This is a genomic window from Fictibacillus sp. B-59209 (assembly GCF_036216745.1).
In the GTDB taxonomy this organism is placed as follows: Bacteria; Bacillota; Bacilli; order Bacillales; family Fictibacillaceae; genus Fictibacillus_C; species Fictibacillus_C marinisediminis.
The window spans coordinates 43,732-56,143 of the sequence record NZ_JARMMC010000040.1 but is presented as its reverse complement, the minus strand read 5'-3'; the positions used below and the strand labels follow the sequence as shown (position 1 = coordinate 56,143).

The following is a 12,412-nucleotide window of genomic DNA, read 5'->3' as shown; positions in this document are numbered from 1 at the left end:
TAAACAAAATCCCTGATCCGTTACGGATCAGGGATTTTGTTTATTAAAAACCGGTGCCAGGCACCAATTTATATAGGATCAGAATTTAAAGCGTTTTGAATGGTTTCGAAGCTTTTTTCAATATGTGTGATCATTTCCTGTTCGGCTTTACTAGCTTTTCGCTCTTTAATAGCCAAATAAATCCGTTCGTGATCATCTACAAAATCCGAGAAATTTTTAAAATGATTTTTTAAGACATTGTTCCTAATATAAAGCGTTTTTGTTTTGATCACCTCGCATAATTGGATGAGCTGTTTATTATGGGAGGCCAAGTCAATGATATCGTGAAACTCCTGATTTAGATTGGTAAGTGTTTGGGTATCATTTCTTTTTACCGCCTTTTTTGATTCCTCAAGAACGAAGCCAAGCTGATTCAATTGCTCGTCCTGAATATGAGTAGTTGCCAATTTAACGGCAAGAGACTCCAGACTTTTCCTGCATTCATACACATCCACTATATCTTGAACACTAGGGTTGTAAACAAATATGACATTATTATCCCGTGTGAGCAAACCATCCTTTAACAGCATCTGAAAGGCTTCACGAACGGTTCCTCTGCTTACACCAAGCTGTAAGGCGACCTTCGTTTCGACTAATCGTTCTCCAGGTTGAAATTCACTCTCCATGATCATTGCTTTTAATATCGTATAAACCTGACTATGCAAAAGTTCTGTTTTTTGAATTTCCCTCAATTCAAGCCCTCCTAAGCAACATGGGTTCAAGGCATTATTTCTGTCTACTTATTAGTTTACATTAACTCGAGGGGTTGTTAAAGAATAACAGAAGCCATTCTTTAAAAAAATGTCAACGGTTAACCGTTGACAAAGAAACCGCTGATAACTATTATTATAATTATCAGAATTTTTATATAATACAAGATCAAATCCTTTAAGAAGTAACAGAAAAAGTGTTCGCTGCAATGGATGTAAAGCGCTTACATCCATTGCAGGTTAAACTACTAGAATGGAGTGGGAGATGATGGATCATCAAAAGAGAGGGCCTTTAAAAGGACTGAAGGTTTTGGAAATAGGCAGTTTAATAGCTGGACCATTCGCAGGAAGATTATTGGCGGATTTTGGTGCTGAGGTTATTAAAGTTGAACCGCCAGGAAAGGGGGACCCCATTCGGAAATGGAGAATGCTGCATGAGGGGACTTCTTTATGGTGGTATGTGCAGTCCAGGAATAAGAAGAGCATCTCTTTAGATCTTCGCAAGGAAGAAGCGCAGGAAATTATTCGAGAGCTTGCTAAAGAGATAGATATTATTATTGAAAACTTTAAACCTGGCACGCTGGAAAAGTGGGGCATTGGTTATGACGACTTAAAGAAATATAATCCCTCTATCATTATGGTTCGTGTTTCAGGATATGGCCAGGACGGTCCTTATCGGAATAAACCAGGCTTTGGCAGTATTGGTGAGGCAATGGGAGGTATTCGGTATTTAACGGGCTATCCCGATCGGCCGCCGACCAGAGTAGGGATTAGTTTGGGAGATTCTGTAACTGCTCTCTATGCCGTGATGGGGGCATTGATGGCTGTCTATCATAGAAATCATACGGGAGAAGGGCAATGTGTGGATGTCGCTCTTTACGAGGCCATCTACAGCTTAATGGAAAGTGCCGTTCCAGAGTATGACCAATACGGGGTGATCCGTGAACGAACGGGCAGTACATTACCCGGAATTGCACCGTCCAATACGTACCTTTGCAGAGACGGAAAATATGTGGTTATTGGAGCAAATGGGGATGGAATCTTTAAAAGGCTGATGGATGCCATCAATCGAGAGGATTTGGGTGAAGATCCAGATTATTCTTCCAATCATGGACGTGTACAGAAGTCTGAGTACTTGGATAAAGTCATAGGAGGCTGGACAATCCAGCATAACTTAAAGGATGCGCTGAAAATACTGGATGAGTACAACATTCCTGCCGGCTCCATTTATAGCGTGGAAGATATGATGGAAGACCCTCACTTTATTGCTCGTAAAATGATTTGCGAATTGGATGTAGAGGGGTTAGGAAAACTTAAGGTCCCTGGCATTGTTCCAAAAATGAGCAAGACACCTGGAAGCATTAACTGGCCTGGACCTAAGCTGGGAGAACATACGGAAGAGGTATTAAAAGGGAAGCTCGGGATTACAGACTCGCAATATGAAGAATGGCAAGAGGAAGGGATTCTCACCAATAATGAAACAGGCGCTCTAAAACGATAAGGGGGAGAGGGACTGATGAATTTACCAAAACGTGTAGAAATCATGGAATCGGGGCCACGAGATGGCATCCAAAATGAAAAAACGTTTATCCCAACCGAACAGAAATTACAGCTCATTCATGCCTTAGGTGAGACAGGGATCAAAAGAATAGAGGCAACCTCGTTTGTATCGCCAAAGCATGTGCCGCAAATGGCAGACGCCGATGTTGTCTATCGAAACATTGATCAAAAGCCGGATTTGCAATATCTGGTCCTCATTCCGAATAAAAGAGGATTTGAACTGGCAAGAGAAGCGGGCGCTAAAAACCTTGCTCTTGTTGCTGGTGCAAGCGAGACGTTTAATATGAAAAATGTTCGGATGTCCGTGGAAGAATCACTGCACCAATTATCGCTAGTGGTAGAAGAAGCAAAAAGTGAGGATATGTTTGTAAGGTTCAGTATTGCCACCTCTTTTCACTGCCCGTATGAAGGGATTGTAGCGGAAGAAACAACATTGAATATGGTGAAGACATTGGAAACGTTAGAGGTAGATGAGATTGTTCTATGCGATACGATCGGCCGAGCGAATCCATATCAGGTCTATCAGTTATTCTCAAAAACCTTAGACCTCGGTACAAAGGCTAAAGTTACAGCACATTTCCACGATACATACGGATTTTCAAAAGCTAATTCATTAGCTGCTTTGCAAGCTGGAATAACCTCTTTCGATACATCCATTGGCGGTCTGGGTGGATGCCCATTTGCGCCAGGCGCTGCAGGAAATGATTCTACCGAAGACTTTGTATTTATGCTTAACGAAATGGGTATTGAAACCGGAATTGATTTTGAAAAGCTGATGGATTGCGTAAGTCTTGTAAAAGAAATGACAGAACGGAGGCTGACAGGCCACCTGCAGCAAGTGAGAGGGGGGAGTCTGAAACAGAGGGTATAGGAGAAATTGTAACCGCTTTCAACTCAACGAATAATAAGGGGGTTTAGGGAATGGCTATTTTAGGATTTTTAATGATTGCTACTTTTCTTTATTTGGTCATGACGAAACGAGTTTCAGTATTAATTGCTTTTGCACTCGTACCGATCGTATTTGGTCTGATTGGCGGCTTTAGGCTTGAAATGGGAGAAATGATGCTTGAGGGCGTTCAGAAAGTAACACCGACAGGCATCATGATCGGGTTTTCTATCCTTTATTTTGGATTAATGATTGATCGAGGATTGTTTGACCCGATGATCTCACGGTTGATTCGATTTGCCAAAGGCGATCCGCTTAAAATCGTAATGGCCACTGCCATCATTACCTTAATCGTTGCTTTGGACGGAGATGGTTCTGCGACATTTATGATTACAATCACTGCCTTGCTCCCTGTTTATAAAAGGCTGGGCATGAATCCTCTTATCCTGGCAAGTACCGTAGCCCTTGGAGCGGGAGTCATGAACATTATCCCTTGGGGTGGACCGCTGGCAAGAGCCATGGTTTCACTGGATGCCACTTCTTCACAACTGTTTAATCCGATAATTCCTTCCATGCTTGCAGGAATGGCCTGGGTTGTGTTTGTTTCTTACGTACTTGGCAAGAAAGAGAGAAAACGTCTGGGAGTTGTTCAATGGACGAATCATCATGGAAAAAATGCTGAAGAAGAGACGGCCGCCGCTTTGGACATGCCGGCAACTGGTCTTCCAAAAATGTTCTGGTTCAATCTTATTCTAACGGTGGTTCTTATAACGGTTTTAATCATGGAATTAATGCCAGTACCTGTCTTATTTATCCTTGCTTTTGCCCTTGCTTTAATCGTGAACTTTCCAGATGTAAAGAAACAGAATGACCAAATCGCTGCACATGCAAAAAGCATGGTCTTAGTGTGCTTTACCATTTTTGCCGCAGGTATTTTCACTGGCGTCCTTTCAGGCACAAAAATGCTGGATGCAATGGCGGTGTCAATGGTCTCCATCATACCGGATTGGATGGGGCCGCACCTTCCGACTTTAATAGCCGTCATCAGTATGCCGTTAAGTTTAGTATTTTCTCCCGATGCCTTTTATTATGGAGTGCTTCCGATTCTGAGCGAATCAGCAGCCTCGTTCGGTATTGATCCTTTGGACATTGGCCGTGCCGCATTACTAGGAAACGCTACAACAGGGTTTCCGTTAAGCCCATTAAATCCATCTGTCTTTGTTCTTCTTGGTTTATGTAAGGTGGATCTGGGTGACCTTCAGAAGAGTGTTTTCTTCTGGGCATTTGGAACGACCATCGTTATGACGGTTATTGCGCTTATAACGGGTGCTATTTCTTTCTGAATTTCCTTACACCCCACTCTAGCTATCAGAGTGGGGCGAGATTTCGATTTATGAATAGAAAGGAGGATTTGAATGCTGCCGTTAGATGGGATAACAGTTGTTACGCTGGAGCAGGCAGTAGCGGCACCTTTTGCTTCCAGACAATTAGCGGATTTAGGGGCACGCGTCATAAAAGTAGAGAGGCCGGGCACCGGGGATTTTGCCCGACAATATGATTCAGCCGCCAAGGGCATGTCCAGCCACTTTGTCTGGCTCAATCGTTCAAAAGAGTCAATAACGCTTGATTTGCAACATCCAGATGGTAAATTCATATTGGATAAAATTCTATCGGAGGCGGATGTTTTTATTCAGAATCTAAAACCTGGGGCTGTTGATCGGCTTGGATTTTGTTCCGATGTTTTAAAAGAAAAGTATCCGCAGCTTATCATCTGTGGAATTTCGGGGTATGGATCGTATGGACCCTATAAAGATAAAAAAGCGTATGACCTTCTGATCCAATGTGAGACAGGGGTGGTTTCGATTACCGGTACAGAAGAGACACCATCCAAAGCAGGAATATCCATTGCTGATATAGCCGCCGGGATGTATGCGTACTCTGGTATTTTAACCGCCTTGATTTCCCGTTTTAAAACAGGAAAGGGGCAAGTGTTGGAAGTTTCTATGCTTGAGGCTCTTGGAGAATGGATGGGTTATCCCCTCTACTATTCTGAGTATGGAGGATCTGAACCGAAACGAACTGGAGCAAGCCATGCCACGATCTATCCTTATGGACCTTTTCTAGCAGGAGATGAAAAACTGGTTTTCATGGGGATACAAAATGAACGAGAATGGGCGAATTTCTGTGAGATTGTCTTAGAAGACCCTGCATTAAAGGCGGATACCAGCTTTAACAGCAATGCCAGGAGACTGGCCAATAGCAGTCAGCTGAAAGAAATCATTGATGCTGTATTCCAAAACCTGAGTGCAGAAGCAATTATCAGCAGGCTGGAAAAGGCTGAAATTGCTAACGCTCATTTGAATACGGTTCAGGAATTTGTTAATCATCCACAGTTGAAAATCAGAAATCGCTGGAGACACGTCCAATCACCGGCGGGAATGTTGAAAGCTTTAATTCCGCCGGTAACGTTTGAAGATTTGGAACCGGCAATGAATCCGATCCCGACAGTAGGGGAACATACAGAGTCAATTTTAAAAGAGTTCGGCATTGATGCATCAACAATTGATAAATATCGGACAACGGGAGTTTTGTGAGAGTTTAAAAGGGTGGTGATGTGCTTGAATGAATATCGTACATGGATGTTTGTACCTGGGTCTGATGAAAACAAATTACAAAAGGCAGGCAGCTTAAGTGCAGATGTGCTGATCTATGATCTGGAGGATGCTGTTTCTCCAGATGAAAAAGAAATGGCCAGAACAAGAGTGAGAAAAGCGATTGATCTTCATGCAAACAAAGTGAACTTTGTAAGGATCAATAGCTATCATTCTCCTTATTTTTATGAGGATCTGACGAATGTACTGAGGGCTGGTGTATCAGGGATTGTCTTGCCGAAGGCCGAAACCAGCGAACAAATCGTTTTTCTTGATCGCATAATCAGCGAATTAGAAACGAAAAGAAACATGGATTCATGTCAAATTAAAATCGTTCCCATTATCGAATCAGCTCTAGGGGTCCATCACGCTTTTGAAATCGCGTCTGCAAGCCCCCGTGTAATACGTATGGCATTTGGTTCCATGGATTTTGCTTTGGACATCCGGGCGGATCTGACGAAAAACGGAATGGAATTGCTCTATGCACGGTCGCACCTCGTAATTGCATCGAAGGCAGCAGGCATTGAAGGCCCAATTGACACGGTGTACGTGGACATTAAGGATTGCGATGGTTTATTAAAAGAAACTACGTTGATCAAGCAACTGGGCTTTCATGGAAAACTGATTATTCATCCTGACCAGATTGAGCTTGTTAGCCAAGTCTTTGCTCCGACAAAAGAAGAGATAGAAGAAGCGGAACGACTAGTAAAAGCCTTTGAACGTTCATTAGTAAACGGCTCGGGTGTTTTGCAGCTGGACGGGAAAATGGTTGATCTGCCGATTGTAGATCGGGCCAGAAGAATATTGCAATCAGCAGGGGTTCATTCTTCTTAAAGGATAACGGATGGGAGATTAAAGTGTGAGGACGATAAGGATTGGTGCAGGTGCAGGCTATGCAGGCGACCGGATTGAGCCTGCCGTTGAATTGATGAAAAAAGGGCATTTGGATTATATCATTTTTGAATGTTTGGCTGAACGAACCATTGCCTTAGCTCAACAAGAAAAATTGAAGGATTCAGATAAGGGTTACAACCGATTACTGGAGTACCGAATGGATAAAATATTGCCCTTGTGTGCTGGAAGCCATATTAAAGTGATTACGAATATGGGAGCTGCCAATCCATTATCAGCAGCGAAGGCGGTCAAAGCAATGGCACAGGAACAAGGAATCCGCAACCTGAAAATTGCTGCTGTTACAGGAGATGACGTGTATTCGAACATCGATCAGTATTTAGACTTACCCGTTATGGAAACCGGGGAGAAGCTGAAAGAAATTCAAACACCCATTATTTCGGCGAACGCTTATATCGGCATGGAGGGAATCGTTAGGGCTTTAAAAGAAGATGCTGATATCGTGATAACGGGCCGAGTCTCTGACCCTTCTCTGACGGTCGGTCCGTTAATGTATGAATTCGGCTGGGAGCTGACGGATTACGAACGACTGGGAAAAGCAACTGCTGCAGGCCATTTACTGGAATGCGGCGCCCAGGTCACAGGAGGCTACTTTGCTGATCCAGGCTATAAAGAAGTGGAAGACCTATGGAATGTCGGGTTTCCAATCGCTGAAATTAATGAGGATGGAGATATTACTTTAACTAAGCTTGATGAAGCAGGCGGGGTTGTATCGACGAGTACGGTAAAAGAACAATTGGTATATGAAATTCATGATCCCGCGAGTTATTTAACTCCTGATGTGATCGCGGATTTTTCTCAAATTGAAGTGGAGGAGACGTCTTCTGATCGTGTGTTTGTGAAAGGAGCGTCAGGAAAGAAAAAAAGCGGTTTTTATAAAACAAGCGTTGGGTATAAAGATGGATTCATTGTGGAAGCGGAAATCAGCTATGGCGGTTCAGGTTGCTTAAATAGAGCTAAACTGTCTGAGGAAATCATTAGAAAAAGAATCGATCACAGGGATATTAAGATACAGGATTTAACCATTGATTTTATAGGAGTGTCCTCATTATATGGAGAGTCAATATCAAGCTTATCAAGTGAGAACATTACACCTTCAGAGGTTCGTTTACGAATAGCTGCTAGGAGCAGCGAAGAGAAGGATGCTCTGGCAATAGGACAAGAAGTAGAAGCACTCTATACGAATGGACCTGCAGGAGGCGGGGGTGTACGGGTAAACATTCAGGACATTGTTTCCATTGCCTCAATACTCATCCCTGAAAGTGATATCCAAATTGACGTGGAATACGAGGAGGTGTAAATTTTGAAACTAAAGGAAATCGCCCATTCAAGAACTGGAGATAAAGGAAATATCTCGAATGTTTCTGTCATCGTTTATGAAATGGGTGATTATGAGAAGGTAAAAAAATCCATAACCGCAGAGCGGGTAAAAGAATTTTTTCAGGAAATTGTAAAGGGAGACGTTATTCGATATGAACTCCCTAAGATCGGTGCTTTAAACTTTGTTATGGATAACGCATTAGGAGGGGGTGTGACTCGTTCCCTTTCATTAGATCGCCATGGGAAAAGTTTGAGTTCAGCGCTGATGGATATGGAAATCGTTCTATAAATTAAAATGGAAAGAGATAAACACTCCTGTTTTGACATTCTGGATTATAATGAAGTCATCCAATTATTGTTTATGAAAAAGGGGTGAGAAAAATTAATATAAATAAATTACTAGTCGTAAGCCCCATGTACGAAGAACTTAAGACTATTATCGAAAAGGAAGATTTACAAAAAGATTTCCGTTTTCTGCCTGAAGAACAGATGACGCAGGAGGATCTTGCGTGGGCTGATGCTTATGCATCCTTTAATTTGAAGTCCAATTTTGACTACAGTTCTGTAAAATGGGTGCATTCCCTGGGAGCGGGTGTTGACTGTTTTTTATACAAAAAACAGTGGAATGAAGAGGTGTTATTAACCAGAACCATTTGTTCCTTTGGACAAAGGATTGCCGAGTATTGCTTGAGCTACATACTTAAGGATGTACAGTTACATGAGCAATTTCAAGAATTAAAGCATCAAAAAAAATGGCATCCCATTCCACCACAATTATTAAATAAACAAAAAACCATGGTTTATGGAACCGGTGAGATCGGCCAAACGGCTGCAAAGATTTTCTCAGGATTTGGGATGGAAGTCTATGGGGTCTCTTTAAGCGGGAAGAAAAAAGAATATTTTAAAGAGGTTATAACTGTAGATGCCCATTTTTCACAGTTACCTGAAATGGACTACATCCTTAATACTTTACCGTTGACCGAAAAAACAGCAAATTTCTTTGATGGGCAGCTCTTTCATCATTTAACTGATGCGGGTTTTATAAATGTAGGAAGAGGTGCATCGGTTGATAATGATGCGCTGATTCATGCTCTAGATTCAGGTCAAGTCAGATTTGCTGTGCTCGATGTATTTAACCATGAGCCGCTGCCAGATGACCACCCATTTTGGAATCATCCCGATGTTCATATCACTCCCCATATCTCAGCAGTTACCACACCTGAGGAGGGTGCAGCCTGTTTTGTAGAAACACTAAAAATGATTGAAGGAAACAGGGTGCTACATAATAAGGTTGATTTTAAAAGAGGGTATTAAACCGTCCTATAGCTTTCCTTTACTCCAGAACAATTCTCAGACATAAACACCCCTGTCGAATATCGAAATTCGACAGGGGTGTTTGAATGATATTGCAAAACATGTACTGATAAGGGCTATACTGATGTAGAGGTACTTCTGAATTTTCCTTGTCTTTTTGGGCTGGTATTCTCCCAATTTGACGTCCATGCGATTCCCATAGCAATCAAGAGAAAGATTCCTGTTACTAGAAATACGATGTGAATTGTGAAAATTCCACCAATAAAACCGCCCAGGACAGGACCAAGCATTCCTCCGATTTGATTTGCGGTTTGATTCAGTCCAAAGGCCCTGCCTCTAAAATCATCCGGTGTTAGTTTAACAACCAGACCATTTAATGCAGGGAAAACCGCGCAGAAAAAGATGCCGAACATAAAACGTACGATGGAGAATCCCCAGATCCCGTGAAATAAAATTTGTGCTAAAGTACCAAGTCCGCCCCCGCATAATCCAATAATTAAAACCGTGCGAAACCCGATTTTATCTGCAACTTTACCCCAAAACGCTCCGAATAAAATACTTGCAATTCCAGGTAAAGAAAAGATCACGCCTGCCAGGAATGAAATATTTTGGACAGAGCCTCCTAATTTTTTTATGTATAAAGGTAAGACAGGCTCAATGGTCATAAGCGAACAGACGGTCACCATCGTTAATAATAAGACAATCATAAATGGGCGGTTAGCTCCCGCTGTTTTGATATCATTAATGACCGAACCTCTCGTTGTACTGGGGGTGAAATTATCCTCTGTTACCATAAAGATTACGAGAATCGTAGAAAATAGTACCAATAATCCTCCGCTGGCAAACGACCATCTGTTTCCGACTAATGTGGATATACCGCCCCCGAGGAGAGGTCCGATGATCCCGCCTGAAGCCGTTGCTGTCGATATCATTGCCAGGGCGTATCCTACATTCTTCTTTGGTGTATTTGTACCAATTAGAGCGATGGATCCGGGGATGAATCCTGTTAAAAGCCCTTGCATGATTCGCAGAAGCAGCAATTCATAAGGATTGTTCACAAAGGCGGTAAGTGTATAAATGACAAAAAGAGAAAAACCAGCTCTAATGATCATAGGCTTTCTTCCATATTTGTCCGCTAAAAGGCCCCAATAAGGTGAGGAGATGGCACCTGCCAAAAATGCTGCACTAAATAATACTCCCGCCCAGATCTCGGTGTGGTGGTGCACACCAATCTGAAGAAGAAACAGAGGCAAAAAGGGGATAACCATAGAATAACTGGCCGAAGTAAAAAAAACTCCGATCCATAAAACCCACATATTTTTTTTCCAACGTTCCATCCGTCATCACTTCCTTAAAATTTTCATGTAGGTTAATAATTAGCAATTATAACATTAAAGATAGTGGAATAATGGAACGGATTGAAGGATGTACCAAAAACAGAATTGAACATCATTCTCCGTCTTTTTGTTGCTATGAAAAAGCAGCTCATGGGTGAAAGTGACAATAAGTTATTACTGATAGATGAGCCAGAAGCTTTTTTGCACCCAGAAGCAGGTAGAGCACTAAGTCGATCTCTATATAAAAAAGGGTTTTGTGGCTGTTAACACATCGTCTCAAGGGAAAGAATCTAAAGAATTTTACCGATGAACAACTGCAGCTGGTAATTATGAGAGCATTTTTGTATCATTTTTTATTTTCGTCTCAATTTCAGTAGTAAACTTAACAATTGATACAGATTTTGCTCTTTTCTGCATAGCTTCCTAGAATATATATTATGTTAACTAGAAACAAACATAATATTGTCAAGGGCTGTTGCCTCCATGTTCCTATAATATCTTATATCGTCCCCTAATTTGCCCCAAGTTCCCAATAATATGGGTTCACTTCCTCATAAGTCACTGGAGTACACATAAGTTACGGTATCGAACATAATTCCCAGGGTCGATCCCGATAATTCTCAAGGAGGTCTTAAAATGAATTATGTTCAAGCTGCCGATGATTATCTTATGTATCTTGAAGTTGAGAAAAATTACTCGGTAAATACGTTAAAAAGCTATGCTTTTGATTTAAAGCTTTACGGTGAATTTTTACTTACAAACAATCGTTCACTCGATTTAAACGACTTCACATCGTCTAGTGTGCGCCGATTTGTGAAAGATCAAGTCATCAACCATCAAATTAAGCCACGAACGTTGCAACGGCGTATTTCTTGCTTAAAATCATTCAGCCAGTACTGTTTAAAGGAAAATTACATGAAGATGAATTTTACCGAAGGCATTCAGGCACCCAAAGCAGATAAAAAGTTGCCAAAATACATGTCGCTGCAAGAACTTAAAAAGTTGTTTTCGTATTTAGAAAATGATTCGAGGCCACAAGGTATTCGCAATGAACTTATGTTTAAACTCTTAGCTACCACTGGAATGAGACGGCAGGAATTAGTTGATTTGACGTGGGAACAATTGGATTTTAGTTCACAGACCATTAAAATCTTAGGAAAAGGAAAAAAAGAACGTCTTCTTCCCCTTCATCCGACGGTCTTACCCTTATTCCTGAAATATCAAGGAACCTTAAAGGAGTCTCAGATATATTATAGTGAACCTATTTTTTATAACGCTCGCAATCAGCAATTAAACCCCAGGGGGTTACACAAGATATTCAAGCAGGTTTTAGAACGTGCTGGTTTACCCTCTCATCGTTTTTCATTGCATCATTTAAGACATACTTTTGCAACGCTTCTGTTGCAAAATGATAAAAATAAAGTAGATCTCAGAACTTTGCAGGAACTATTAGGGCACAAAAGCTTAGTAACCACTGGTATGTATACTCATATTGATTTTGAGCAGAAAAAGAAAGCGATATAAGAAATAATTCATCAACAAACTTTAATCTAACAAATATATATACATCCGTTTCTTTTAGTTCCTTCTATGGGTAAAAAATGACAATGTGAAAGTTGTAGAGTACAAGACTTAGTCGGCTTATCAATATTCATTAAATACATGTGTATATTCTCACCTGTG

General features: G+C 41.3%; 11 protein-coding genes. 9 read left to right on the top strand and 2 right to left on the bottom strand.

The genetic code is table 11. The features are described from left to right. Positions 1-68 precede the first annotated feature (68 nt). A complete protein-coding gene (locus P4361_RS21965) occupies positions 69-731 on the bottom strand; it encodes a GntR family transcriptional regulator (protein WP_053358246.1) in 663 nt (220 codons plus the stop codon). Between the two features lie 286 nt (positions 732-1,017). Between P4361_RS21965 and P4361_RS21960 the strand changes: the two genes are divergently transcribed. From P4361_RS21960 to P4361_RS21925, 8 genes are all read left to right on the top strand, one after another. Then, a complete protein-coding gene (locus P4361_RS21960; RefSeq protein ID WP_425590304.1) occupies positions 1,018-2,250 on the top strand; it encodes a CaiB/BaiF CoA transferase family protein in 1,233 nt (410 codons plus the stop codon). 15 nt (positions 2,251-2,265) lie between these two features. Continuing rightward, positions 2,266-3,180, top strand: coding sequence for a hydroxymethylglutaryl-CoA lyase (locus P4361_RS21955; RefSeq protein ID WP_328091014.1), 915 nt, complete (start codon positions 2,266-2,268; stop codon positions 3,178-3,180). A 50-nt stretch (positions 3,181-3,230) separates the two neighbouring features. After that, a complete protein-coding gene (locus P4361_RS21950) occupies positions 3,231-4,538 on the top strand; it encodes a CitMHS family transporter (RefSeq protein WP_256227433.1) in 1,308 nt (435 codons plus the stop codon). A gap of 72 nt (positions 4,539-4,610) precedes the next feature. Beyond that, on the top strand, positions 4,611-5,789 hold the full coding sequence (locus tag P4361_RS21945; protein WP_328091012.1) for a CaiB/BaiF CoA-transferase family protein: 1,179 nt from the start codon (positions 4,611-4,613) through the stop codon (positions 5,787-5,789). Positions 5,790-5,813: 24 nt separating this feature from the next. Then, positions 5,814-6,680 carry a CoA ester lyase gene (locus tag P4361_RS21940; RefSeq protein ID WP_328091011.1) on the top strand — a complete coding sequence of 289 codons (867 nt, stop codon included), beginning with the start codon at positions 5,814-5,816 and terminating at the stop codon, positions 6,678-6,680. 25 nt (positions 6,681-6,705) lie between these two features. Then, on the top strand, positions 6,706-8,058 hold the full coding sequence (locus P4361_RS21935; RefSeq protein WP_328091010.1) for an acyclic terpene utilization AtuA family protein: 1,353 nt from the start codon (positions 6,706-6,708) through the stop codon (positions 8,056-8,058). Between the two features lie 3 nt (positions 8,059-8,061). Then, positions 8,062-8,367: an AtuA-related protein gene (locus tag P4361_RS21930; protein ID WP_062232332.1), complete on the top strand. Its 306-nt coding sequence runs from the start codon at positions 8,062-8,064 to the stop codon at positions 8,365-8,367. A gap of 125 nt (positions 8,368-8,492) precedes the next feature. Next, on the top strand, positions 8,493-9,392 hold the full coding sequence (locus P4361_RS21925; RefSeq protein WP_328091009.1) for a D-2-hydroxyacid dehydrogenase: 900 nt from the start codon (positions 8,493-8,495) through the stop codon (positions 9,390-9,392). 116 nt (positions 9,393-9,508) lie between these two features. Here P4361_RS21925 and P4361_RS21920 read toward each other — a convergent pair whose 3' ends face one another. Further along, positions 9,509-10,729 (bottom strand): MFS transporter, encoded by a 1,221-nt coding sequence (locus P4361_RS21920; RefSeq protein ID WP_328091008.1) that lies wholly within the window; start codon positions 10,727-10,729, stop codon positions 9,509-9,511. A gap of 636 nt (positions 10,730-11,365) precedes the next feature. On the opposite strand from P4361_RS21920, the gene P4361_RS21915 reads away from it, so the two are divergent. Then, entirely contained in the window at positions 11,366-12,253 is an 888-nt protein-coding gene (locus tag P4361_RS21915) for a tyrosine-type recombinase/integrase (protein WP_328091006.1), read from the top strand. Positions 12,254-12,412 lie beyond the last annotated feature (159 nt).